Below are 26,840 nucleotides of genomic sequence, written 5' to 3'. Positions count from 1 at the left end.
AATCAACTAAAAATTACTTAATTCAATTGCTATAGGACGCTTCATGATGAAGCAAGAAAGTTTATTAATTACAACAGCAGAGGCTGCAAAACTGCTAGGCATGCAACCACAAACACTTCGTCGTTGGGCTGTATATGAAAATGGTCCCATTACGCCCAAAAGGCATGGTCGTTTACTTCGTTGGAATCGTAATGAAATTTTACGTTTCGCTGGTGAAATTAAGTAGCTAAATCATTTCTTCCCCACCTCACATTTTAATTTAAAAACTGCTTCTAAATTAGAAGCAGTTCGAGGAGGGATTTTGTCGAATTTTTAGGTTTTTTAAAATGCAAAAAATGAAAACTCAGGCGGATACTCATGATTATGATGAGTACATGATTGATAAAAGTGTTGAAAAGTCTTTGTACTTAGATGTACAGCCATTTTTTATTCAGAAAAGTAATAGTGATATTGAAGGTCTGTATTATCCTACAGTTACTGACTTTAAATCACAATATATAAAAACTGCTTATGATACGAATTGTGTGCTAGTAAAATATAATATCGCTACGTCTCATCTATTTTATGAATTTAAAGAAAACTCATATTTAGATCATCAACATCCAAGTTTTGATTATGAAGGATTTTTGGCGGTAGATTTATATAGTAAGAATGGTCAACATTGTGGTGTTTTAGCTCTAGGTAGAGAAAAAGGAAATTATAAATCAACGCAGTTGATGCAATATATTATTGGTCAAAATGGTATTGCAGTATTCAATAAAAATTCAGCGAATGCAAAAGTAAATTACTGTACGAATCGAATTGATGTTGCTTTAAAAATTGCTCAATGCGGTGAGCGTGTTGCGTGTGCGGATGATATTTCTTTATGTGTAGAATTCTATTTAAATACAACAAATAATACACCTGTTGTGCTTGATAAACTCAGTAAAAACATTAATGCCTATAGCCTATTTGATGCCCACTTCATATCGCATGCAGAAAATAAACTAGCAATACAATTCTATTTGAATCAACTGTATGCAGAATTTATTAAGCAAAATGGTGTAGTGATAGAATATCCGCAACTTGAAAAGCTAGCAAATCGAGAAAAATCAAAGTTAACAACAAATGCAATTAATATTATCAATATGGAAAACATTCAAGTTCAGCCAATTCATTGGCTATGGGAGGGATGGTTGCCTCTGGGAAAAATGACAATTTTAGCTGGTGCTGGTGGTTGTGGGAAAACAAATCTCTCGCTCGCGCTGATTTCTACTATTACAAGAGGTGGGAATTTTCCAGATGGGGTACTGTGTGAAAACTCTGGAAAAGTCTTAATCTACTCAACCGAAGATGATTCTTCAGATACATTAAAGCCTCGATTAATAGCAAATGGAGCTAATGTTAGCAAAGTATCGTTTATTGCAGGACGTACTAATAAAGAAGGTAAATTAGAATCCTTTGACCCTGCCAAAGATTTTCCGAAAATTGAGCAGTACATAATAGAAAATCCTGACCTTAAACTTCTAATGATAGATCCAATCATTTCTGCGGTAAGTGGTGATATGAACAAGGCCAATGATGTGAGACGATCGTTACAGCCATTAGTTGATTTAGCCAGTCAATATGGTTTTGCCATACTAGGGATTACTCATTTTGCAAAAGGTAGCGCAAACAATAGTCCTGCTGACAGAATTCTAGGCTCCCAAGCGTTCAGTGCATTGGCACGAATGGCTTGGTGTGCTTCTCGAAGAGAGGCTGAAGGAGATTATATTCTTGTACGTGCAAAAAGTAATATTTCGGTACTTGAGGGTGGTATTCGTTATCAACTTGAGTCTGTGACTATTGCAGATAAAATTGAAACTACGAAAACTAATTGGTTAGGTAAAATTGACGGCTTTGCTAAGGAGTTGCTGAATAGTGCTGAACTTAATGTTGGGGATAATAATTCTGCGGTAGAAGTTGCTAGAGAGTTTTTGATTGAATTGTTAAGCGATGTTGAGAGATTGCCAGCAAAAGATGTTCACTTGCAGGCTAAAGAAGCTGGTCTGAGTCTATCATCTATACGGCGTGCACAAGAAAGGTTAAATATTAAACCTTTTAGGCCTTGTGGTGAAAAAGTATGGTTTTGGTCATTGCCCAAGATTCATAGATTAGATGAGCCCAGTAATTTTTAATCCCAAATTCATCTATTGAACAATATGATCAAGTTGGACAATATAGTGGTAAGTAATTGAAATATATTAACATTCATATTGCTCAAAACAAATAAGTTTGAGCAATATGATGAATAACTTGAAATTACTTATAAATCATTTGGTTATAGTCAACTTGTTCATGTTGCTCAACTTTCACTAATAAGTGGCTTGATAGTTCACTTTGTATCTAAATTCACTCCAAAGCTCATCATAAATTTCATGAAAGTTGATGAGTCCATATTTATTAAAATCATACTTTTCAAAATAACGATTATCAACGTAATAAGCTAAAGCTTCATATGTGTTTAGGTCTGTAGCAACATTGAGCTGTCTGCAAAATGATGAGTTATATTGTAAATTTAATTCAGTTTTTTCAATAATTTTTGACGCAATCATTTTGGAAATTTGGCGTACATTCAAATTTTGAATGTTTGGGTGTATGGCGATAGGGATATGGCTCGGTGAACTGCTCATAATAGACTCCAAGATAAATTTACTTAAGTGGTCTGCTATGAAAGAATGCAAAGGTAAAACGTCGAAATTTTACAATCTTTCATTTCAGTTATTTGAAATGGAAAGCATGGGTACAGGATTGTCGAGATCTTGTACTCATGCACATACAATATTATTCATATAAATTTCCTCTTTTAATTTCTTTTGATGATGTCTTTTTGTCGAAATAGACAATAAAATACTGTCATGTATATATATGAAAACTTGTCTATATAGTCAAGTATTTATTGTCGATTTATGGTGTTTTATGTTGATTGAGATGGATTCTGAGCTGTTTTGTGCACGGCTTAAAGAAATAAGAACACAACGAAAAATGACGCAGCAGGATATTTCTGAAAAAACAGGTATTCCTTCAACATCTATTTCACATATCGAAGCTGGCTCTCGAAAGCCATCTTTAGAGAATTTTTATAAGCTCGTGGTTGTCTTAAATGTGTCTGCTGACTATCTATTAGGACGTACAGAACACTTTTCAGATTTGGGTACTGACCCAATTTCAAAATCAATCCAAGGTTTACCAGAGTCTGAAAGAGAGATGATTCAGAAATTCATCTTGTCTTTGCAAAAGACATAATTTCAAAAAATAATTGCTCAACTTTTTGAGTAGATCAGATATATAAATTGATTTGGAAAAACTATGAACCTTAATGAGTTAAAACAGTTAGAAGATCAACTTTGGTCAGCGGCAGATAGTCTGCGTGCAAATACAGACTTAAAACCCAATGAGTATTCAACGCCTGTACTTGGTCTGATTTTCTTAAAATTTGCTGATAATAAATACGGCGCTACTGAAGAAGCGATTTTAAAAGAGTTTAATGAACTTAAAGGGACACGCCGTGAAAAGACTCTGGCTGAAATTGCGATTAAACATTGTGGTTTCTATTTGCCGGATAATGCCCGTTATAACTACTTACTCGAACTTCCAGAAAGTGAAGATTTAGCATCAAAAATTAAAGAAGCGATGCAGGCAATTGAAGATCATCAAGGTCAAGAAGATTTTAAAGATGTTTTGCCTAAAAATGACTATCAGGCATTTAATCGTTTACCTCAAAGTAAACAGGCGTTAAAAGGTTTAGTCCGTAGTTTTTCAAACATTCCATCTGATGCTTCAGGTGATGTATTCGGTAAGATTTACGAGTACTTCCTCGGTAAGTTTGCCTTGTCTGAAGGTCAAAAAGGCGGTGAATTCTTTACACCAACTTCAGTTGTTCGATTGATGGTTGAAATGATCGAACCGTATAACGGCTCTGTATATGATCCTGCCTGTGGTTCAGGTGGTATGTTCGTTCAGTCTTTACAGTTTGTAGAGCGCCGTAAAGAGCTGAGCAAAAAATTAGGTGAGGCTGAGACAAACTATAGCTTATTTGTTTATGGTCAAGAAAAGACGCTAGATACTGGCAAACTTGCCAAAATGAACTTGTTCGTAAATGGTCTTAAAGGCGATATTCGCCAAGCAAACTCTTATGCAGAAGATCCATTTAAGGGCTTTGAAAAGTTTGACTACATCATGGCGAATCCACCATTTAACGTGGATGATGTGGCACTAGCGACTGTTGAAAAAGATCCTCGTTTTAATACCTATGGTTTACCTCGTAACAAAACCAAAACTAAAAAAGCCGATGATAATGCCAAGGTTGAAACAGTGCCTAATGCCAACTACCTTTGGATTAATTTATTTGCCACTTCACTGAAGAATGCAGAGCAAGCGAAGCTATCTAATAGTGGTCGTGCAGCGTTAGTTATGCCTAACTCAGCTTCAGATGCACGTAATTCTGAGGCTGATGTACGTCAGACATTGATTGAGAATAATTTGATTTATGGCATGCTAACTTTGCCTTCAAATATGTTCTATACCGTAACGTTACCTGCAACTTTATGGTTCTTCGATAAAAATAAAACAGATGACAAGATTTTGTTTATTGATGCCCGCAACATTTTTAGACAGATTGACCGTGCCCATCGTGATTTTACTGACGAGCAGATTCTGAATATTGCTATGATTAGTAAGCTACATAAGGGGCGTAATCATGAATATATTAGTTTGGTGGATGATTACTTTAGACAAGGTATGGCGAAGCTTGAAGCTACTGTTCCCCATGTTGAGCCGAGCTTTAAGAAGCTTAAAGAAACATTAAAAGATGATGTAGCTATTGTTCAAAGTGTTGATACATTAAATGAACATTGGCATGAGCTTAAACCTTTACAAGAAAGCTTTGATACTTACGTGAAAACTTTCCCTCAAGTGGTCACAAAAGATTTAGTGAATAAGCTGAATGAAGCTCAAAAGACCTTACGAGCAAGCTTTACGCCGTTCTTTAAAGCGATTGCTGATGAAGCCAAGGTTTTAGACAAAGCCATTCGTGAAAAAGAAAAAGCACACAACGAGTTAGTCAAACAAACTCGTGCTGAAGTCGCTGAAGCCAAAGCAAATGATAAAAAAGATCTGCTTAAAGTGAAGGATGCAAAACTTAAGGTTTTAAATGTTTTATCAGCTGATATTAAGGAAGTTAAATCACTGCTTGCTGATATTAAAGCCGACCGTAGTGAAGCGGAGTATTTCTTTAATCATATTTCATGGTTACAAGAGCGTTTCCCAAATGCAGTATATGAAGATGTAACGGGTCTTTGTAAGTTAGCAACGCCTGATGAAGTAAAAGAGCAAGATTATTCTTTAAATGCTGGGCGTTATGTTGGAGTTGTAATTGAAGAGGATGGTCGTACTGAAGAAGAATTTAGAGATTATTTGAGTACATCTTTAGAGTTATTTAATAATTTGACCAAAGAAGCGAAAGGTTTAGAGGATATTATCAACGCTAATATGAAGGGGATCTGTAATGACTAATTTATGGCGTGATGATATTTTTGATAATTTAGTCAGATTAAAGCGGGGACATGATCTACCTAACCAAAATATCGTCAGTGGTAAATTTCCTGTTGTTGCGAGTTCAGGGATAAAAGATTTTCATAATGATTTTAAAGCCTCCCCTCCCATAGTAGTTACAGGTCGTTCTGGTACATTAGGAGAAGTACAGTATATTACTGAAAAATCATGGCCGTTAAATACAACGTTATACTCTATTAGTTTTAGAGATAATTTGCCGAAATATGTGTATTACTATTTAAAGGAAATGCATCTCGAAAATTTTAATGCGGGCGCTGGTGTACCCACATTAAATCAGAATCATCTTCAAAAATTGAAGATAAAAATTCCTCAGCTTGATATTCAGAAAAAAATCGCCGCTATTCTTTCAGCTTACGATGACCTCATCGAAAACAATAAAAAACGTATCCAAATTTTAGAAAACATGGCTGAAGAGCTATATAAAGAATGGTTTGTACGTTTTCGTTTTCCAAATTGGGAAAATACTGAGTTTGAAAAAGGTGTTCCTAGAGATTGGATAGTGCAAACTGTTAATGATTCTTTTGCTATTTTAGGTGGTGGTACTCCATCTAAAGAAGTCGATGAATATTGGGTTGATGGAGAAATAAATTGGTACACGCCTTCCGATTTAACTCGACAAGATACTTTGTTTATTGAAAATTCGGAATTGAAGTGTAATGAAACAGGATTGAGTAAAAGCTCAGCAAAATTATTCCCTGCTTATTCAATCATGATGACAAGTCGAGCAACAATTGGTGTGTTATCAATCAATACGACTGAAGCATGCACGAATCAAGGATTTATAACGTGTATTCCAAACAAAGAGTTTCCATTAACTTATTTGTATTTTTGGCTAAAATTTGCCAAGCCATATTTGGAAATTTTAGCATCAGGAGCAACTTTTGCCGAATTAAGTCGTGGCAACTTTAAGAAAGTTAAATTATTTAAGCCGAATGAGCTGCTTGTTGAAAGTTTTGAAAATCAATGCCGTCTTCTCTTTGATGAAGTTTTAAATCTTCAAAAACAGAATAGATTGTTAAGTGAACAGAAAGATAGTCTTCTGCCTAGGTTAATTGCAGGAAAATTATCAGTGGAAAACTTAGATATTCAGTTTCCACCATCAATACAAGAACAGTAAATTATAAAAAAATAGAAGTATTTAGAGGGATAGAGGGGATAAATTGTGGCAAAAGTAACACGTAACTTTATAAGTGAAGATGACATTGAACAAGCAACCATTAAGATTTTAAGCACCGAATTTGATTATCAGCATCTCAATTGCTATACCACAGATTCAAGTGACTTAAATGATGGTTCAGGTCGTACAGACAAAAAAGATGTCATCTTAAAAGATCGTGTGATTGCTAAATGCGTGCAATTGAATCCCCAAGTCCCTTTAGATGTGATTGAAACTGCTCTCTCTAAATTGATGGATCGCCGTGGCTCAATGTCAGCGATTAAAGCCAATATGGAACTCTATACAGCGATTCGTGATGGTGCATCCATTACTTACGAAGACGCCAACGGTGAGAAACATGAAAACGAATTTCTAAAGCTTATTGATTTTGAGCATCCTGAAAACAATGAGTTTTTGGTGGTATCTCAGTTATGGATTCAATCGACAGGTCGTACACCACATTGTGCGTATCGCCGTCCTGATCTTATTCTTTATGTGAATGGTTTACCACTTGTATTTATTGAGCTGAAAAACTCCAATGTAAAACTTAAAAATGCCTTTGATGACAATTTAAAAAATTATAAAAATGATATTCCACAATTGTTCTTAACCAACGCATTTTGTGTGCTATCCAATGCCACAGATACCAAGCTCGGAAGTTTTACGGCTGAGTGGGAACATTTCTTTAACTGGTTGCGGGTAGATCAAGAAAAAGAGAAGGTCAATAAAGAAGAAATTGAGGAACAAGGCACAAGTATTGAATACTTGTTACGAGGTCTTTGCCGCCCTGAGCGACTATTAGATTATATTGAAAACTTTATTTTATTCCAAAATGAAAAATATAAAATTATCGCTCAGAACCATCAGTTTTTAGGGGTGAATCATGCCTTCAAAAACTTCCTAAAGCGTGATGAGCTAAAAGGTCGTTTAGGGGTGTTTTGGCATACACAAGGCTCTGGTAAAAGTTTCTCGATGATTTTCTATGTCAGAAAGATTTATCGTAAAGTCACAGGTAATTTTAGCTTTGTGGTGATTACGGATCGTGAAGACTTGGATTCACAGATTTATAAAAACTTTATACAGACCAAAGCTGTTTTAGAAGATGAAGCAGCACAACCGAAAAACAGTACGCATCTTCGAACCTTACTCAGCCAAAATACTAAAATTGTATTTACCCTAATTCAAAAGTTCAGATACGAGAAAGGTCAAGAGTATCCACAGCTATTCAATCCTGCTGAGCGGGAAGTGATTGTCATTGTCGATGAAGCTCATCGTACACAATATGAATCCCTTGCTGAAAATATGCGTAAAGGTTTAGACGGCGCACATTTCCTAGCTTTTACGGGTACACCGATCCTTAAACAGAAAAAAACCAAGCAATGGTTTGGTGAATATGTTTCGGAATATACCTTCCAACAAGCTATTGAAGATAAAGCAACATTACCGCTTTTCTATGAAAAGCGCGTACCTGAGGTGTTATTGCAAAATGACGATCTCAACGAAGAGCTTGCTGAAATTTTAGAAGATGAAGATTTAAACGAAGCACAAAAAGAAAAGCTTGAGCGGAAATATTCAACGGAACTTGAAGTCATTAAACGAGATGACCGTTTAGATCGTATTGCTCAAGATATTGTCTACCATTTCCCACGCCGTGGTTATTTAGGTAAAGGCATGATGGTCGCCGTAGATCAATTTACGGCTGTACGCATGTATGACAAGGTTTCAAAACTTTGGAAAGAAGAGCTGAAGCATTTACAAACACGTATTCATAATTCTAAAAATGATGTTGAAAAATACCGTTTAAAGCAACGCCAAAAGTATATGAGCACGGTGCAAATGGCGGTGGTCATTAGTGATCCGAGTGCAGAAAAAGAACGCTTTGATAAACAAGGTCTAGATATTCAGACACATATTGACCGCCTGAATAAAGTTGATACGAATGGGGCTGATATTGAGGATAACTTTAAAGACCCAGCGCATCCGCTACAACTTGTTTTCGTCTGTGCAATGTGGTTGACAGGTTTTGATGCGCCCACGGTATCTACGCTGTACTTAGACAAGCCAATGAAAGGTCATACCTTGATGCAAACCATTGCTCGTGCCAACCGAGTAACGTCATATCGTATTCAGAATACCGACGGCGAGCTTGTAGAGAAAAGAAATGGTGAAGTTATTGATTACTACAACGTATTTAGGAATCTAAAAACAGCTTTAAAAGATTACGGCCAAGGCACTGGTGAAGATGGAGAAATAGATGCGCCCGTCCAGGATAAAACCGTACTTTTCGATATGCTGGATGAAGCGATTACGAAGACCCTAGAATATTGTGAGTCTAAGGATATTGATCTAAACAAAATCTTAGAAACTCGTAATGAGAATGGCGGTACGTTTAAAGAGAATACTTTATTTGGTGAATATGCCGATCGGTTACTAGAAAAAGATGAATATCGAAAAACATTCAATGTTCACTTTAATACCGTTGCTGCCTTATATGAGGCATGTAAGCCTAATATCTTAGCTAAGCCTCGCCCGATAGTATCTGTAATTCAATTTTTACATGGATTTATTGAAGCCACCATTGAACAGCAAGATCTTGAAACAACAGGTGTAGCAATTGTGGATCTCTTAGATCGAAGTGTGATTATAGATGCAGATACAGCGAAGTCGGTTAAGGATTTCAAGCAAAGCTATAGTTTGATCCATGGTCAAAAATGGGATTTAAGCACAGTTGATTTTGACAAACTGAAAGAACAGTTTAAAGAAACCAAGCACAAGAACATTGCTATTGCGGATATGCGAGCTTTTCTTGAAAAGAAAATCATTCAAATGCTGAAGCAAAATGGTGGACGTATTAATTTTGCCGAGCGCTATCAGCAAATGATTGATCGTTATAACTCTGGTGCTACGGCGACTGAACAACTGTTTGAAGAAATTCAAAAGTTCACAAAAGGGTTGCAGGAAGAAGACCAACGTCATATCAGAGAAGGTTTAACTGAAGATGAGTTAGAAATCTATGACCTACTCTTAAAAGACAAACTCACAAAAGATGAGCAACAGCAGGTCAAGTTAGCAGCGAAAGACTTGATCACATCACTTATCAATACAACACCAAAAGTGTTGGTTCAAGACTGGTGGAAAGATGGGCAGACCCAAGCATTAGTGAAAGATGAAATTGAAAAAGTATTGGATAAAGACCTGCCTGTAAGTTATGACGTGACACAATTTCAGGAAAAAGTTTCAACAGTTTTTGAGCTGGTTAAAACTTTAGCTATGAATGATGATAAGTGGGTGAGTTAATTATATTGATTACGAATATGAAGTTGACCTAAAAATCATATAATTTGGGCTGGTTCTGAATCATTTTATATGCAAATTAATTTTTAAGTTTATTGATTTAATTTTAAGATTTTAAATATGGATGCTAGTGGATTATTTACAGTATTAGGGATTTTTGTGGCGATAATTACATTGATGTCTGAAGAAAAAAGACAAGATTTTTTTATTAGAGCCTCTATTTTTTTTTGGTTATATTTTTTGTTTTTAATTTTAATGGCGTTAGTTTTAATCTACTCAAGCATTATAATTACTGTTTTCGGATTTAAACCGTTTACATATTTATGGGGTTTTGATGAGAAAACTACTGTATTAACATTTGTTATTTTAATGATAGTAGGTTTTAGTTATAAAATTTTTGGAAAAAGATTGCCTAAAAGCCAATATAGAAAATGGAGTGAATTGTCGTCTCGTTTATTGAGAGAAAGAAAATATCATATCTTAAGCTATTTGATTGAAAAATATTTAGACCAATTTATCAAGATTATTAATAAGGTAACAATATACGAAAATTTTTATAACTATATTCAAGAAAAATCAATGCCAAGTATTGATGAGATGCTTAAATTTCCTCCAATTAAAATTGGAAAGTGTCGTAAAATAAAATTTTACTTATTAAAAAAGGTCTTATCGGTTCTACCTAGAGAAATTGGCTATAAACCTATAGTTTATAAATCGATCGAGAAAATAGTTAAATCATCAGGATTCATGATTTATTTAGTAGAAATACATCCTCAAATTCCACTTAAATTAACTTCTAGCCCAATTTTGTTGCGCATCGATGAGTTTACAGATAACTTTTTTAAGAATCTTATCGCTAAAGAAAATAGTCAACTATATCGAGAACTCAAGGATAATCAACATTTCATGTATTCAACTGGTTATCGTATAGAGCCAGAAAATGTTATATTGGATTATTATTTCTCTAATCCTAAAAATGCTGTAAAAGCTAATATTTGGAAACCTATAGGAGATTATATATGTGCTTTTATAAAAGACTAAAAAGGGAAAGATAATTTTTATAATAATTATTGTGAATCTTTCAGTTACACAGATGAGCCATGGGAATGTCCAATCTTTGTAGGGTTGCAATTTTTTGATGTAATGGTTAAAAGTGCTATATACAACAAAATAGATGATCACATGTGGTTGATGTATTATGAATATTTTCTTGACGAGATTTTGCTAAATATTGACAGAAGTCAAAATTCAGAAGTTTGGCAAGAGTTCCCATTAAAATTTGATTACCTAGTCTACAATATAGTGTCTAATTGTTCTGATTGGGTTATTGCTTCAAATTATTTATATGATAGCGATAAGAGTATATTAGCAGTAGAAGAGGCAAGTTATTGTTTAGGTTGTTTAACAAGAAAAATCCTTCAATCTAATAATATAGATACACGCCAAAAAACTTATTATTTAGAAATAGTCTTAAAAACTATGGAAAATTTAGATAAAAATAAAAATGAACGCTTAGCACAGCAAATTTTTCAAACTATGGTTAGGAAATATAGACATGACAAACCAGATGAAAATTTAAAATGGTTAGAGGATATGTATTTTCAGGTTGATCATTTTCTAAGATTACCTGGATCAACTTTTAGTAGAGAGATCAATAAATTGAAAAAGTAAACTTTAATTAGTTGATTGTGTGATGTGAGAATGTTTTATAAGGATAGTAAAAAATGATAGTTTTTTTACTAAATGCCCCCTTAAGTTTAAGCTAAAGGGGGGAGACTTATTTTAACAAATTCCAATTAATGTTTTAACTTGATTAGCTTTAGAATACTCAGCTATTTCAGGCAAAAACACACGACGTCCTTCATCTGCTTTTACATAGCTTTGTTCCAATTGAGCCCCATGCTTGAGCATAAGATCGACAGCATAAGCATTATCTTTTTCAACAGCTAGCATGAAGGGTGTATAGCCTTTTATTGGATACTGAGCTGTATTTTGATTTGGATCGGCACCATATTGTAAAAGTAACTCGAAAATCTCGTAGGCATCGCAAACCTTCTTGTCCCCAAGAAAGATTCGCTTCACCTCCTCAAATAATACCTTTCTAGGCTCATGGCTTGGTAGGCTCTGGAGTTGCTTATAACTTTCAATATCGCTACCACCGTTAGAATGACGTCTAATCGAATCTGCAAGATATTTATCATTTGCTTGCTCAACTTTATGACCATTCAATAAGCCGATCACACCTAAATTCTGGTAAAGCATGGAAATACCATAGAGACCTGTAACATTAGGATTAGCCCCATTCTCTAATAACAATTTTGCAAGTTTTGGCAGATTTTCCTCAATAGCGTGGTTTAAAGGGCAAGTCTGCTTTTTCGCTGTACGCTCATTTAAAAGTTCTTTATCAAAACCACATTCGAATACATATTGGATGAATGCGTATGTTTCATCGGATTTAGCTGTAATATGGTTTAATGCCAACAGCACAATACTTTCGTTATTTGAAGTTAAAGCATTTATGTTGGCGCCAGCTTCAATAAGCTTTCTAGCTGTAGAAAAATCGCCGATAAGGACAAAGTAGTGGAGTTGAGGCCATTTACGTCTTCGTTCAATATCAATGTAAATGCTTGCATTCACTTTTTTAAAGTCAGGGCTAATATCCATAGCAACTGCAAGGCTACCGATCTTTGGAATTAATTTTTTAATCTCAGTACCTTTGTCACTAAAAGTCTCGGCAGTGAAAAAATTAAAGAAACCAACTAGGGTGGCCTCTTTTTCCCATTCTTCAAAAACAAAGTCAGTTTTAAAACGGTCAGGGCGTTCGATTGGATTAAATATTCCAACTTTAAGCTCAAAATGGATAGCTAAATTTGAAATCTTTCCAATGAGTTTGTTTTGGCTCTCCACAAGTGAGGCAATGCAAAGCATCTCATTCAGTAGTACTTCTAAATAGCGCATATCACGATATAACAAACCTTCTAAGCACAGTTCATATTCGGTAAGGGCCTCCTTAAATTGATATTGATATACCAAATTAATAGCTTTAGCCCATTGTATATATGGGAGGAGGTGACCTACTTCTTGATGTTCAGTAAGGTACTTATTGATTTGGTCTACAAGTTGAAAAGTTGTTTCACCTGTTGAGCTATATACCATTGATGCTAAACGAGTGTCAGTTTGATCAATACGTTTGACTTGCGTTCTATCAAAAAATACCTGTGTTAATTTCTGATATGAAAGCGGAATCTCCATCAGAAAAGCAAAATGTGTTTGTGCATTGGCAATAGCTATGGCTCTAAATGTCAATTCTTGTGTATCGTGTTGCGAAATACGGTGTGACTTCAATTTTTGATTATGCTGTTCTGCCAAAAACTGAATAAAGTTTCCATGTTGCAATGAGAACCCGTATTTAATTTTTAAGACTTGTAGTAAGCGTGCAAAACACAATAGTTCATAATGTACTTGCGATGCTTCATTATTTGTTAAAAATAAGCGCTTTAATGTCGATGGTGTAGGTAAGGCATCTAGGCGACCAAATTTACTAATGTAATTTTTATCATCAGGACTTAAAACGTCACTTTCCAAAAAGTTAGCAAAGTTTTGGTCAGTATCTTTAAGATAAGCTAAGCTTTCTTTAATAAAGTTTTCGCCTTTCCAGTGCTTAGTGATCCCCATTTGTGTAATACAAAAGCTTATGAGTTGATGAAGAGATGGGACTAAGTAATTCGACCATAGTGAATTTCGGATAGAATCAACATTCATCAAGGCAGTTAATCGAGCATGTAATAGCATTGCATTATAACGCTCTAACACATTGCGTTTAAGCAATGTTATAAATTGCAAATTTGTACGATCTGAAAACTCTTTTGGGCACAACTGCTCCAAAAATAAGTCTACATCATAGTGTGAAGTGAATAGTTTGTTTGATGAACCATCTAAGTGTTTAGAGTCTGTCTCCGAGAGTTGGCTCTTGGTATCCATGTGACTAAATAAATCACGAACAATTTCTATAGTTGTTGGAAAGGTATTCTTTGGCATTGTAAAGCTCTGCGTATATCTGTCTTAAAGTTTAAATAGGCTTTTCGGTCACTAGGTGTACCTGGTATCGTAATCTTCTGTATTTGGTTTACAAGCAAAAAATCATGCTTTTTACCAGGTCTAAAAGATGCGACACCATCCTTAATAAGTTGCCGAATAAATTTGTTCAGCTCTTTGTCATTACTGTACTTTTTCATCGCTAATCTTGGATTAAGGGGATTGCTCCCCTTAATGATTATTTGGCATTACCACGACCACCACCTGATGGGCGACCTGTTGTACTTGGCCAATTGCCACCAGGGCCAGGATGAGATGAAGGTGGGCGATTGTATTGAATGTACATGAGGAGTATTCTTCGTGTGCATAGCGAAATTGCTATGAATCGAAGAATATAAAAATGCAAGATTTTCTTCTTCTGAGAGAATGGAGTTTAATTTTTAAAAAGAGACGAAGCTATTGTGCTCCTTAAAAAACCACTTTTAGGTGGTTTTTTAATTTCTAGGTCTTTTGTTTAGACTAGGTATTATTTACCCTTCAGGTTTTGTGTGACCACTCTCTAAAGAAGTAATGAATCTCTCAATCATTCTACGTTCTACTTCAGGTAATTTTTGTAGAGTATTCATAATGGGATCTACACCGGAAGCACTCATTTTTTCACTGCGTCCAAGTATGTAATCTGCTGATACATTGAGCTCGACAATGAGTTTATAAAAATTTTCAAGAGATGGCTTACGCGAGCCCGACTCAAAATGTGCAATTGAAGTTACGGGTATTCCAGTTTTTTCAGCTAATTCTTGCTGTGTTAGTTTTCGTGTCTTTCTAACTTCTTTCAATCGAATTTTAAAATTATTCGACTCTAATTCAAATGCCATAAATACCGCCAAATAGACAATAAAAACTTGACGTTATAGTCATGTTTTTATATAAATATACACATAGTTTAGAGGCTAACTTGTTAAATCAGAAGCGACTAAATCATTACTTGATAAAAAATTAGATATAGAAGGTCAAACAGTCATGATGAACTATTCTTCGAGTCGTACTTCGACATCGATGCATCCAAGTATTCGTCATCTGAATATTCGAAATATTGCTAAAATAGTCGCCTCGAAAATTATTTGTAATACACAATTACAGCTGCAATATAATCCTGATTTTTGTAGGCAACTAGGCGTATCTAGCGATCTCAATACGCATATTGCCGTTGCATACTTTATCGATGATCGCTACTTTGAACATTACGGTTTTCAGTCAAAAGAATTAATTAACTTTTCAGATATTTATGCTCAACTGCTACATGACTTTTATGAGTTTTCAGGCTATCAACCAGATCAACTATGATCTGGTTGCAACGACGTACACACGATCAATAAAACGAGCATGCAATAGCGGAACACAGCTAATGCTTTAGCATTTTTTTGAGATACTAGTTCTAGCTTAAAGGAATTATTTAAACTGCTGTTGATACCGTCAGATTGAAGATTAAATGACAGTCGTTCCATCAGCTTTTCCTCACAGATTTCAGAAGATATTGCAATCTGCCAACAGCTTGCTGGAAATAAACCATAAATCCCTTTTAAAAAACGATTTGCTAGTCTTACATCATTCGATTTAAAGATTAATCCAGCGTGTGAAATATTCGCTTTCGTCTCAAAAATATGTATCGCATCTAAGATATTTGCATCATCACGTCTCAATTCATTGAGCTGTTTAAAAAAATATTCCAATAAACTTTTGTCCTCTGCAGTTTCAAGGTGCGGAAGTATGCGCTCTGATTTATCTGCATCCATGATGAAACGTGGACGATTCTTACGATTTTTGAGCTGTTTGAGCCTGATTATATTCCGTTGCCATAGCATGAGTTGTTCTATCGGAAAATCGTATTGTTGCGCAAGCAGTTGCGGTGTATATGATTGATCTAATTTTTTGAGAATTTTTGCGATTAGAGGGAATGGATAAGCTGACTTACTCGTTCCATAAATAAAATCGTTGTCCTCTGCTTGAACTAAATCAGCTTGAATCTTAGCTGTGTTGATGTATTCATAAGGCGTTGTTATAGATTTTATTTTTATTGTTCGTGCTATTTGTTCATCGTAATAACTCAGCGCTATTTGATGTTTTTGTGGTGGTTTTAAGCGAGGACAAATCTTATGAATAACAGCTCGATCAATAAGTGGGTCAAATTTTCTTAACTGGTAACCGGCCATCAGGTAAGCTAGATGCAAATAGCTCCTAAAGGTTTCAGTTGGGTCTATGTGGCCCAATAAATGGGCAAGTAGATACCAAGAGTTTTGAGGTGTGTTAGAGCGTAAGAGCTGACTACGAATCAAGTTGTAATGCTCATGTGAATAGTCAGTGAAGGTTGTTACAAATTTGTAGTCCATGGTCAAAATCATGGCTAAATTGTTCGTCGCACTATGTCGCAGCGAGTGAAAGCTATAGCAATGATTTGGCAAAATAGCATCAAGTAACTTTTGAAAAGGCGTGGTGACCAAGTAGGGTTTGATACGTCCCGCACTATTCCAAAGAGTAAATAGGTAGTCATTGGATGAATAAGCGCTACGACGTGCCTTGCAGTATTGCTGAAATTTAAGATGTTCTTCTTCGCTTAGTAAAATTTGAACGTTGAGATTACGCTCAGCACTATCCGTTTTAAGAAAATGCTGTTGATGCTTCGCACGATATGGACGTATCCAAATTGAACTCGCTTTGACACCTTCCACATCCTTGATTCGCATACCGAGGATTTCATTAATGCGCATGCCCGTACGAAAAGCTATCGTATATACGATACTCAGCATTTCTAAATCATGTGCGGTGTAGCTGGAATGTTTATATTGACTAAGCTGACTGAGTAGATATTGAAAAGTTTTTCCTGAGATAATTTCAGCTTTGGGTGAATGAACACGTAGTCCCGCACCGCTCAAAGGGAACGATTCAGCATTAAATAGCATCTGTTGGAATTGATGGAATCGTTTTAGGAGATCGAATTTTTGTGATCTAGATTTGCCTACCCCAGTTAACATACGGCTATAAATCGTTTCTAAATGATTATTGAGATTAGGTTCTTCTATAAAATCATTACTGTGTAGCAACCATATTTCAGCAAGTTTTGTGTAGTAGCTATATATTGAGCTATGACGAATTTTTTGCTGTTGAGCGACATAGCGTAAATACTTATTATGATCGAGCTGATAAAGCCTACAGATCGATTCGATATCATCTACGGCAGGATGAAACAAGCTATATAACCAAAGTCCGAGCCGCTTCGCATTTTCTGGAAGATGGTCCTGCTGGTTCAGTAAGAAGTTTCGTAGCTCCACTGTGATCTGATCACTATTTCTAAAAAATTTTAAAATTTGTTTATGCAATCCAATCAATGAATCTAGAGAATGATCTTTGCAGGATTGTTCTTCTTTTTCTGCTGAATTTATTATTTTAGGCAGAGGTTCTTCAGCTTTTTGTGAATCGAAAATAGCTAAATGAGGCGTGAGATAACGTTTAAACGCACTTAGACTTAAGCCACAAGTCTCAATCTCTTCTGATAAGCAAAGACTTAGCGCAGGACTTAAATCAACCATTTCTAGTTGCATCCATGACTGACTAGCCATCTCTAAGAATTGTTTGAATTGCTTTGGGCTTAACGGAAGTGCTAGTGCTTTAAAAATACAATTGATATACGTGTAACAATCAGATTGGATATCAATTTTTTGTGTTTTAAGTCTCGCAATCCATAGCAGTGTTAACCGGTCGGGCACAAAATTTCTAGATTTTCTTAAGGGACATTTAGGGTCATATAAATCACCATACTGAGGTGAGAGTGGTTCTAGAAAGATCAGGGGGATCTGTATTTTTGGAATCTGATCAATCGAACTTTGCTGTTTTAAGTGTTCGAGCAGAGCTTCAAGGCTAGAAAGGCTTGATATCCCACCATACAGAATTGCGCAGATCAGTATATTTCCAATGCTTTCATCGGCAGTAAAGTCATCCGTCGTATACCAGTATCTTAAAAGTTTTTCTTTGATCAGTGAGATGGATTTAGATTGTTCTAGCCAAGTCTCATTGAAAAGCAATGGCGTGCGTTGAATAGAGACGAGATGTTGAGTAGGTAGTGGTAAGTCTGCATCATTTGTGTGATTGTATTGAATAATACGTTTACGGAATTGCTGATAAAACGTCTTTTTTAGAGCAAAACTATATTGATGTTGATCCAAGTGTTGGCTAACTTGCTCAAAGAGCGTGACTATACTTCCTGACCGCTGTGCTTGCTGTAATTGCTCGAACGACAGAAACTCATCGATGATCGCTTGAATTTGTATACGCTCTTTAATTCGCTTTTGGTCTCTGTTGTTAGCACGGCGTTCATGTGCATACTTTGTTTGTTTAGGCATGTTCGTACATTCCATCAATATTGTAAAAGTTCTGCATTTCATTGAGATGAGTTGCGATGGTTCTATATTGTTGAAGAGACAGGCTTGAGAATTTTTGCCCCATTTCTTGTTGATTTTGTTCATGTCCAAACGTGGCTAAAATTAAATTTTCATCTGCTTTTTCGGTGAGATATGCACGAGCTGTATGCCTAAGCCAATTTGCGTGGTTGAGCTGCATCACATGAGTAAATGAGCTTATAAGATGGGGGCTAAGCTCTTGCCATTCGCCATGTTGATAAACACTCAACAGAGGCTTTTTACTGCTTAAAATCTCTTGAATGTGTGATTGATGCTCTGGATGCAGTTGTTGGAATTCTCTTAAATAGCCAATAAATTGACGGACTTCTTGAACTGCAAAATCACATAACGGGATTAAGCGACCATCATTTATTCTTGAGTGAATTTCTTTATCCGAGACCCAAAGCCATTGCTGTTTTAAATCGAAGTTTCGTAAGAACCCAGGGAATCCATTCACAGGTCGAGCCGCTGTAAAAAGCAATAAAATATGCCAAAGCCAAATGTTGTAGTGATTGAACATCTCCAGCATTTGGCTACTGTGTCGGGCTTGAATGATCTGATGTTGTAAGTAGGCAAATATAGCCGTTACTGTTGCAGGCTTGGGAGCTTTACAACTACCAAATCTAAGCTCGGGATCGGAAGTAAGATGAATTTTTTTTGCTAAATCACGAGACAACTGTTCTACCGTGCTTTGGTAATTCTGTTGCAGGCGGTATACCGGATACGAGCAATATGAAATAGACACCGATCGATTGGCATCTATGCCAGTCAGAATGTCAGCGAGTTGCTCGTTATTGGTATGTCTATAAATACAATGATGTAGTAACACACTTATTTTTTTGGTTGATAACGATGGAATAAAGAGTTCTTCACGGCATTTCTTTAATGCTTGATTGACTTGCTCTTGGCTCACAATAGGAGACTGTTTTAGACCGTCTACTAATTCTTTAATGAGTGGTAAATCGAAATAGGTCACTTGATTGAGTAATTGATTTTTATATTCAAAGTCAGCATTCTCAAATAGCGTGAACTTGGAACGTATAAAATATTGATCGTTTTCTAAAATGATCTTCTGTCGTTTATTCAGTGCATAGCGCTGTTTGGACTGTAGATATAACCATTGCTCAATAGGAACACCACTCAGGAAACTGAGTAAGATAAAAAGATACGCTTTATTTTTTTCTGGATGAGCCAAATACACTTGATGGCAATGCTCTACCAATAAACTTAAGCTATTGAAGTCTGGATAATGCTTACTACAGCTAAAATTATGTTGCTGTCTAATGATGTGTTGTTGTGTCAGTTTACTTACTTGATGTTGCAAATAACTCGATTGGCTTGCTAACGGCGATACCTGCGCTGTATTGAGTGAGTATTGCTGATTTGGCTGTTCATCCTGTAGTTCCTCATAAAATAGAGTTGGATGCTGTTTCTGGGGCATGTCGTATGGACAGTATAAAATTGCACTGTGCTCATCAAGATAATGTGGATCATCGATGTGCTTAGGTGGTGCTGAGTAATTTTTCTTGGGTTTAAGTGCTAAGACATACTCATAGAATCGTCGTATATCAAGCAGCAATAGATATTGAAAACGATTGAGCTTAGAGTCGTTTTCTAATTCTCGTAAATTCTTTACGAATTGCGCTAATGGAATTTCATGGCTAGGTAGTTGGTTCCATAACCATAAATATTCCTGTTGATACTTGCTCAGCTGTTGTCCTTGTCGTGATACGGCATAAGCTTCGTTCGCTAATCGAAATCTATCAAGAACTTTAATAATCGTGTTTTGATGGTCTTTTTCGCCCTTATTAGGGATAGATTTAAGAATACAGGCTGCATGTAAATTATTCACAGCCCATCGTTGTATGACAGCATATTCATGCTGATCTACTGAATAGAGATAGGCACAGATTGGATGTTTAGAAACACTTGAGGGTCGAGGCAGTTTTGTTGGGAGTTCAAACCGAGAGTCTGCATCGAAGCTGATGGTGGTATTGAATAAGGATTTTAGCTCAGGGATTAAGACAGCATGTATTAAGTGCTGTGCGATAGTATTTTGATAGCCCTGATCAAACCATTCATGATCTAGCATTCGTTCAATGATGTTTTCAATTTTCATGGGTTAAATTCCAAAATTGTGATGCACATGGTTGTGCGCTCGTGAGTGCTTTACATTTATTTTTGAGTGCTTGAATTCGTAGATCGTGAGCGCCGTTGATTTGTTTTTGGCGATAAAGCAGTTGATTACGGCTACAGTCGATCAGCTTAGCGAGCAGGTCTAGAGAAAGACTGCATCTCGGCTTGTCATAAAGCTTTTGATTCACATCGTAAATTGCTTGTTTCGATAGCGACTGATTTAAGTTTTGAAGTAGCCTATCGGGGTTAAGAACCTGTGGATTGATCTTAAGCTCAGTCATTAGCTTAAAGAGTGAGTTGCTGAGTTGATATTGAACCTGAACGAGGTCTATATCAGCTTCTTGAATGGGACGGGCTTTAACTCGAATGTTTTGTTGTTGTGCCATATAAACAAGCAGAAAGTTATCTGTTGCGAATAACTCAGCTTGAGTAAGCTTAGTAGTAGACACTAGGTTTAGGTCATGCTGAAAGTGTGTTGGCAGTTGTGATGCATTTAAAATCTGGGCATAGCATTGGTAAATTTTGAACAGAGGCGGGTAAGGGCGGATTATGCCCCCCTCGCAATAAAACGCTCTTTGACTGGCTAGTGGAGTATTTACTTTTTTTGTAGGCTTCATTTATTCGCCCTCCTGATGTTTTTAATTTAAATCAAGAAGGACAAAAAATTTTAATTCTTATAAAAAGGTCAAGAAATTGGTTATAAATGTGGATGGTTTTTGATGAATTTGAAAAATTCAAAGTGGGTGAAAAATAGGGCGTATTTGGAATTTTTATTTTAAGTTATTGATTTTATTTGATGCGTATGTGACTGGTTTCATCGTGTTTTGTATTTTCCTCTTGTTTTATGGGTATTTTATCGGGTGAAAATAAAGCTTTTAAAGTTCTTCTTTCAAACAAATTCACTTGAATTATTCTGAGTAAACGTTGAACTGTCCAACCTGTTTTTCCTAAATGTCGAGCGAAACTCACCAATAAATAGGCGATCATCGCAATCCAGATTTGTGTCTGAATTGCGTTCCTGCTGCGGCCTAGAAACGCTTTTAATTTGAGATTCTGCTTAATCGCCTTAAAGAACAGCTCAACTTTCCAACGATCTTTATAAATCGCCGCAATGGTGGAGGCGGCTAAATGAAAGTTATTGCTGAGAAAGCTAAAGTGCTTGCCACTTTGCTGATCTCTATATTCAATTCTTCTTAACACTGGGGCTTTTCTTTTTAGGGCATGTGCGCTATTCAGCTGAATGGTTTCATCTTTTAGAATACCTTTGGATTCAAGCACTGGATGTTGCTGGATCACCTGATACACAGATTTAGGCCTAAAACGTGTGACAAATCCAATGTTTTGAGCAGTCAGATTTGCATACCATTGGTAATCGACATAGCCTTTATCAAAAACTACAATGCTGCCAGCAGGAAACTGGAATTTGCGGCCTTGTACCATGTCATTTTCTTTGCCATTTTCAACTGCAACAAACTCAGGAATATCATTGCTGTGATTCAATCCTATACTGAGTTTCATGCTGGCTTTTGAGTCGTGAACTTTGGCCCATTCACATAAGGAAAGCGACAGGTCAATATGACTGGCATCCAAGGAATACAAGGGATTCTTAAAGCGAAATTTATGAGCTACTTTTGAGTGTTCATAGTATTTAAGCAACTTGTAAAATAGCTGTTGATACAAGGTAGCAGGCTGCTGCTCATTGATTCGTGCCAGCGTGCTTCGGGGAATAGACTTTGCTCCGAGATGACTTAGCTTTTCCTGTTGGCACTCCAAATTGGATTGAATATCTCTCAGACTTTGCCTACAAGAGAATTGAGACATCAATATGGCAATAAACTGATCCCACCGGGAAGCCGCTCTAAATTTCTGTCCAACATGGTGTACTTTAGCAAGTTGTTCAAAATCCTGTCGCACAACAGGTTTAATTAGCTCATGAAATACGGTATTCTGATGTGACAAAACCTGAATCCTGGTCGTTAAAGTGTTTGTTTGCACTCATATTTTAACTGTTAGGACTCAGGTTTTTTTATTTAAAGCAAACTATGGGACAGCAGTGGAGGTTAAGCAGCCATTAGAGGTGGCCTTCCTTTGTTTGCTTGGTGTGGTCTTTCATAGTTGTAATGCCACAGCCAACTCGTTGCATAATCTTGTACTTCTTCCAGTGTGTCAAATAGATGCTTGCTTAGCCAGCTATAACGTATAGTCCGATTATAACGTTCAATATACGCATTCTGCTGTGGCTTACCTGGTTGAATATATTCAATACGAATACCTTGTTCAGTTGCCCAGCGTACAAATTCATGACTGATAAACTCCGGGCCATTGTCACACCGAATAACTAACGGCTTTTCTCGCCACTCCAGCAACTGATTCAACGTACGAATAACTCGGATTGTAGGTAATGAGAATCCTGCTTCAATCGCTAAGCCTTCTCGACGGTAGTCATCAATCACATTTAATAATCGGAACTTTCGACCATCGATCAGCTGATCATGCATAAAATCTAATGACCAGACCTGATTTTCTCGGATTGGTTCTTTCAATGGTTCAGGCGCGTGCCGTTTTAGTCTTCTTCTCGGTTTAATACGCAGATTCAGTGCCAATTCACAGTAAATGCGGTAAACCCGCTTGTGATTCCAGCAGCAACTCTCAACATGCCGTAAATACGAGAAGCACAAACCAAAGCCCCAATCGGAATTTTCCTCAGTGAGTTCAATGAGCTGTTCAGCAATGAGTGCATTGTCATCGCAAAGTTTAGCCTGATAACGGTAGCAGGTTTCACTAATGCCAAATGCAGAGCAAGCTAAACGGATACTAACCGCATGCAGGGCAACGGCTTGTTGAGCCATCTGACGTCGGCAAGATGGCTTCACCACTTTTTTGACATTGCTTCCTGAACAATCTCTGCCTTTAATCGCTCTTCAGCATACATTTTTTTTAGTCTGGTATTTTCTGCTTCCAGCTCTTTCAGTCGAGCCATTAATGATGTATCCATACCGCCATATTTGGCACGCCATTTATAAAACGTGGCATTACTCATGCCATGTTCACGACAAAGGGTGGCTACAGGTGTGCCAGACTCCGCCTGTTTTAAAATGGACATGATCTGGCTGTCAGTAAATTTAGATGTTTTCATGCAGAATCTCCTGCTCGTATCTTAAGAGAAAATTCTACTTTTAGATCCTTTTATTTTTAGGGGGGATTACCCCCGATGTTCAATTTACTTTTCTCGGGTACACGTTTAGGCCCCGTAAGGCTGTGGACAAGTATAAAAGAGTTTATGTAAATTTCTCTCCTGCAGTCAGTCGTGATGCACTTAAAGCAATGCGACAGACTATTCGGAAATGGCATCTACATCTGATGTGTAATCGCGAATTAAGTGATTTATCTGCAATATTTAATCCAATTCTTCAAGGTTGGCAGCAATACTATGGTCGATTCCATGGTTCAGCAATGTCAGCGATCTGGCAACACATGAATGCTTATCTTATACGCTGGATGAGGCGTAAGTATAAAAACTTGGTCCGTCATAAAAGACGGGCTAGATATGCCTTAGGGCGACTTGCGCGTGATTTTCCAAATGCCTTTGTGCACTGGAAAATGGGATGTTTACCATCGGTTGGATAATGGGAGCCGGATGAGCTGAGAGGTTCATGTCCGGTTCTGCGAGGGGCTAAGGGTGAAATTCCCTTGGTCTACTCACCCCTATATTCAAACAAATTCAGGCTGGGTCTATACCGCCTTTATTATTGATGTGTTCTCACGAGCAATTGTTGGATGGAAAGTATCTACACGGATGAATACAGATATGGTACTCGATGCACTTGAGCAAGCATTGCACGATCGAGGCATGCCAAAGAATGTGATTCATCATTCCGATAGAGGTGTTCAATATCTTTCTATTCGCTATACCAATCATTTAGAAGCTGCAAATTTACGAGCATTAGTCGGTACGACTGGTGATTCATACGATAATGCTTTGGCTGAAACGGTGAATGGCTTATACAAAACAGAGGTGATTGAATATTTAAAAGCAGATTGGCAAGGTTTAGCAGATGTACAACTTGCGACACTAAACTGGGTAGATTGGTTCAATAAAGAGCGTGTACACAGTGCACTGGGTTATGTATCGCCTTTTGAGTTTGAAGCAATGTACTATGATAAGATTAACCCGTTAGGTCAGGTGGCCTAACTTAAATAAAAAAGTCTCCGACAAACCCGGTACGGTTCACTTTGTGCAACAAAGCCTTTTCGAATTATAAAAGAAGATTGCTAACGCGTTTAAATTATTGTGCCGAACGAATTATACACATTTAATATTTATGTTTGCAAAAAATTGCAAACCAAGTATCATTTTTACATCCTAAATGTGCATCTATATCTAATTTTAAACATTTTATTTAAGAAGAGCCTATTATGATTAATATAAAAGTTGTTTCAAAAGACAGTCATAATGTTTTATCCGAAACGACAACTCAAGACACGTTGTCTTTAGTTGAGCCATCGGTTGTTATTTTAAATGTTTCAAAAGAGAGTATCGCGAGTATTAAAGCAGACGGTTTGGATGCTGTAGTACAATTAAATGATGGTCAAACGATAACTATAAAAGATTTTTTTGCTGCAGATAATACTTTGGTATTGGAGGGTGGCGATAAATTATTGTGGGTGCAATTTACTGACGACACAGGTGCATTTTTAAATGAGGTTGTATATAATCCACTGTCTGAAATAAAACCATTACTTTATAAAGATGGAGTGCCGGCTTGGGCTTGGATTCCTCCATTAGCTGCTTTAGGTGCGCTTAACTTTGATAAATCTATTAAAAGCTCGAATGATAAACACGATACTACGCTAGAAAGTGCAGAAAAAGCAGTTAAAGATGCTGTAGATGCATATCAAAAAGCAAAAGATAAATTAGATGCCGCACTTAAAGATGGTTTAATCACACCTACAGAAAAAGCAGAAATTGAAAATGCGATTGCAGAAGCAGAAAAAGCCAAACAAGAAGCAAATGACAAGTTAAATGCTTTGGCAGATGGTGAGCAAAAAAACGATTTGGAACAGCAGTTAAATGCACTACCTGAGTTAAAAGTACCCCCTATAAATGACAAAAATGAAAATGGAATCGCTGACGACATTGATGCTGCGATCGACGATGCAGAGCAAGCGGTTAAAGATGCCCAAGAGAAATATGATGCTTTAGAAAAAGAGATCGAAGGCAAAGGCGGGATCATTAATCCTGAAGACAAAGCTGCTTTAGATCAGTCTAAAGAAGAGCTCGATGCTGCGATCAAAGAAGCAGAAGATTTAGTCAATGCGCTACCTGATCAACCAGCGTCAGTGCAAGAGAAGAAAGATCAACTTACAGACGATCTCAACAATCTTAAAACCCCTGGCATCACTGTACCTGAAGTAAATGACCAAGATGGTAATGGTATTGATGACAGCGTTGAAGCTGCGATCGACGATGCAGAGCAAGCGGTTAAAGATGCCCAAGAGAAATATGATGCTCTAGAAAAAGAGATCGAAGGCAAAGGCGGGATCATCAATCCTGAAGACAAAGCTGCTTTAGATCAGTCTAAAGAAGAGCTCGATGCTGCGATCAAAGAAGCAGAAGACTTAGTCAATGCGTTACCTGATCAACCAGCGTCAGTGCAAGACAAAAAAGATCAACTTACAGACGATCTCAACAATCTTAAAACCCCTGGCATCACTGTACCTGAAGTAAATGACCAAGATGGTAATGGTATTGATGACAGCGTTGAAGCTGCGATCGACGATGCAGAACAAGCGGTTAAAGATGCCCAAGAGAAATATGATGCTCTAGAAAAAGAGATCGAAGGCAAAGGCGGGATCATCAATCCTGAAGACAAAGCTGCTTTAGATCAGTCTAAAGAAGAGCTCGATGCTGCGATCAAAGAAGCAGAAGACTTAGTCAATGCGCTACCTGATCAACCAGCGTCAGTGCAAGACAAAAAAGATCAACTTACAGACGATCTCAATAATCTTAAAACCCCTGGCATCACTGTACCTGAAGTAAATGACCAAGACAGCAACGGCACACCGGATGATCAAGATGCTGCTAACGCCGCAGATGCCATCGCGAAAGTTAAAGAAGCAGAACTAGCTTACAAAGACCTGGCCGCTGAAATTACAAAAGCCGAAGCCGATGGTGG

At 36.8% G+C, this 26,840-nt stretch carries 18 protein-coding genes and 2 pseudogenes; 12 read left to right on the top strand and 8 right to left on the bottom strand.

The features are described 5' to 3' along the window. The first annotated feature begins 46 nt into the window (after positions 1-46). Both FTT71_RS00540 and FTT71_RS00535 read left to right on the top strand, forming a co-directional pair. Positions 47-226: a helix-turn-helix domain-containing protein gene (locus tag FTT71_RS00540; RefSeq protein WP_180100992.1), complete on the top strand. Its 180-nt coding sequence runs from the start codon at positions 47-49 to the stop codon at positions 224-226. Between the two features lie 100 nt (positions 227-326). Continuing rightward, on the top strand, positions 327-2,156 hold the full coding sequence (locus FTT71_RS00535; RefSeq protein WP_180160646.1) for an AAA family ATPase: 1,830 nt from the start codon (positions 327-329) through the stop codon (positions 2,154-2,156). 177 nt (positions 2,157-2,333) lie between these two features. Here FTT71_RS00535 and FTT71_RS00530 read toward each other — a convergent pair whose 3' ends face one another. Beyond that, a complete protein-coding gene (locus FTT71_RS00530) occupies positions 2,334-2,651 on the bottom strand; it encodes a hypothetical protein (protein WP_180160645.1) in 318 nt (105 codons plus the stop codon). A gap of 286 nt (positions 2,652-2,937) precedes the next feature. Between FTT71_RS00530 and FTT71_RS00525 the strand changes: the two genes are divergently transcribed. From FTT71_RS00525 to FTT71_RS13265, 6 genes are all read left to right on the top strand, one after another. Beyond that, complete coding sequence (locus FTT71_RS00525) at positions 2,938-3,264, top strand: helix-turn-helix domain-containing protein (protein ID WP_180160644.1); 327 nt, start codon at positions 2,938-2,940, stop codon at positions 3,262-3,264. 63 nt (positions 3,265-3,327) lie between these two features. Further along, positions 3,328-5,532, top strand: a complete 2,205-nt coding sequence (locus FTT71_RS00520) for a class I SAM-dependent DNA methyltransferase (protein ID WP_180160643.1) — start codon at positions 3,328-3,330, stop codon at positions 5,530-5,532. Next, positions 5,525-6,709: a restriction endonuclease subunit S gene (locus FTT71_RS00515; RefSeq protein ID WP_180160642.1), complete on the top strand. Its 1,185-nt coding sequence runs from the start codon at positions 5,525-5,527 to the stop codon at positions 6,707-6,709. Before FTT71_RS00520 ends, FTT71_RS00515 begins: the two co-directional genes overlap by 8 nt. A gap of 45 nt (positions 6,710-6,754) precedes the next feature. After that, entirely contained in the window at positions 6,755-10,045 is a 3,291-nt protein-coding gene (locus tag FTT71_RS13410; RefSeq protein ID WP_180160641.1) for a type I restriction endonuclease subunit R, read from the top strand. A gap of 117 nt (positions 10,046-10,162) precedes the next feature. Further along, positions 10,163-11,083 (top strand): hypothetical protein, encoded by a 921-nt coding sequence (locus FTT71_RS13270; protein ID WP_257229820.1) that lies wholly within the window; start codon positions 10,163-10,165, stop codon positions 11,081-11,083. Between the two features lie 141 nt (positions 11,084-11,224). After that, a complete protein-coding gene (locus tag FTT71_RS13265) occupies positions 11,225-11,713 on the top strand; it encodes a hypothetical protein (RefSeq protein ID WP_257229819.1) in 489 nt (162 codons plus the stop codon). A 111-nt stretch (positions 11,714-11,824) separates the two neighbouring features. On the opposite strand, the gene FTT71_RS00500 is transcribed toward FTT71_RS13265, so the two are convergent. Further along, positions 11,825-14,080, bottom strand: coding sequence for an ankyrin repeat domain-containing protein (locus FTT71_RS00500; protein WP_180160640.1), 2,256 nt, complete (start codon positions 14,078-14,080; stop codon positions 11,825-11,827). A gap of 527 nt (positions 14,081-14,607) precedes the next feature. Continuing rightward, complete coding sequence (locus FTT71_RS00495) at positions 14,608-14,952, bottom strand: helix-turn-helix domain-containing protein (RefSeq protein ID WP_005090874.1); 345 nt, start codon at positions 14,950-14,952, stop codon at positions 14,608-14,610. 145 nt (positions 14,953-15,097) lie between these two features. Between FTT71_RS00495 and FTT71_RS00490 the strand changes: the two genes are divergently transcribed. After that, positions 15,098-15,421 carry a hypothetical protein gene (locus FTT71_RS00490; protein ID WP_180160639.1) on the top strand — a complete coding sequence of 108 codons (324 nt, stop codon included), beginning with the start codon at positions 15,098-15,100 and terminating at the stop codon, positions 15,419-15,421. Here the strand turns inward: FTT71_RS00490 and FTT71_RS00485 are convergent. From FTT71_RS00485 to FTT71_RS00465, 5 genes are all read right to left on the bottom strand, one after another. Next, positions 15,412-18,471, bottom strand: a complete 3,060-nt coding sequence (locus FTT71_RS00485; RefSeq protein ID WP_180160638.1) for a tyrosine-type recombinase/integrase — start codon at positions 18,469-18,471, stop codon at positions 15,412-15,414. The two genes, FTT71_RS00490 and FTT71_RS00485, sit on opposite strands and share 10 nt — an antisense overlap. After that, positions 18,464-20,647: a hypothetical protein gene (locus FTT71_RS00480; protein WP_005090867.1), complete on the bottom strand. Its 2,184-nt coding sequence runs from the start codon at positions 20,645-20,647 to the stop codon at positions 18,464-18,466. Before FTT71_RS00480 ends, FTT71_RS00485 begins: the two co-directional genes overlap by 8 nt. Continuing rightward, positions 20,637-21,281, bottom strand: a complete 645-nt coding sequence (locus FTT71_RS00475) for a hypothetical protein (protein WP_005090865.1) — start codon at positions 21,279-21,281, stop codon at positions 20,637-20,639. The genes FTT71_RS00480 and FTT71_RS00475 overlap by 11 nt, the downstream gene beginning before the upstream one ends. 172 nt (positions 21,282-21,453) lie before the next feature. Continuing rightward, on the bottom strand, positions 21,454-22,623 hold the full coding sequence (locus tag FTT71_RS00470) for an IS4-like element ISAbe18 family transposase (protein ID WP_180160637.1): 1,170 nt from the start codon (positions 22,621-22,623) through the stop codon (positions 21,454-21,456). 101 nt (positions 22,624-22,724) lie between these two features. After that, positions 22,725-23,800, bottom strand: a protein-coding gene (locus FTT71_RS00465; protein ID WP_180160636.1) for an IS3 family transposase whose coding sequence is annotated in 2 segments (ribosomal slippage) — positions 22,725-23,548 and positions 23,548-23,800 — 1,077 coding nt in all. Because the reading frame shifts where the segments join, the coding sequence is not laid out codon by codon here. Positions 23,801-23,871: 71 nt separating this feature from the next. On the opposite strand from FTT71_RS00465, the pseudogene FTT71_RS00460 reads away from it, so the two are divergent. From FTT71_RS00460 to FTT71_RS00450, 3 genes and pseudogenes are all read left to right on the top strand, one after another. Then, positions 23,872-24,291 (top strand): annotated as a pseudogene (locus FTT71_RS00460) (group II intron maturase-specific domain-containing protein); the annotation flags it as partial. A gap of 79 nt (positions 24,292-24,370) precedes the next feature. Then, positions 24,371-24,856 (top strand): annotated as a pseudogene (locus tag FTT71_RS00455) (IS3 family transposase); the annotation flags it as partial. A 224-nt stretch (positions 24,857-25,080) separates the two neighbouring features. Then, positions 25,081-26,840, top strand: a 1,760-nt coding sequence (locus FTT71_RS00450) for a BapA prefix-like domain-containing protein (protein WP_180160635.1), incomplete at its 3' end; no start/stop codon positions are given.

The sequence above is a fragment of the Acinetobacter sp. YH01004 genome (genome assembly GCF_013420455.1).
GTDB classification, from domain to species: domain Bacteria; phylum Pseudomonadota; class Gammaproteobacteria; order Pseudomonadales; family Moraxellaceae; genus Acinetobacter; species Acinetobacter towneri.
The sequence above is the reverse complement of the archived record's forward strand: the minus strand, read 5'-3'. Positions and strand labels throughout refer to the sequence as shown.